Here is a 202-nt window from a genome sequence, read left to right as displayed (position 1 = left end):
ACCATCGGCGCTGAAAGGCTTAGCTTCCGGGTTCGGAATGTAACCGGGCGTTTCCCTAACGCTATGACCACCGAAACACTATGAAATTTGAACGCTGGCATGAACACAGCTGTTCGTTATTTCAGAACTAACACAGTGGACGCGAGCAACTGAGGACAAGCCCTCGGCCTATTAGTACCAGTCAGCTTCACCCGTTACCGGG

Annotated in this window: 1 rRNA gene; it reads right to left on the bottom strand. The window is 52.0% G+C overall.

The window, feature by feature from the left end:
* Positions 1–75 (bottom strand): 5S ribosomal RNA (gene rrf, locus IF88_RS0139865); the annotation flags it as partial.
* Positions 76–202: the final 127 nt, after the last annotated feature.

It is taken from the genome of Streptomyces sp. NRRL F-2580 (genome assembly GCF_000720115.1).
Classification (GTDB): domain Bacteria; phylum Actinomycetota; class Actinomycetes; order Streptomycetales; family Streptomycetaceae; genus Streptomyces.
The sequence above is the reverse complement of the archived record's forward strand: the minus strand, read 5'-3'. Positions and strand labels throughout refer to the sequence as shown.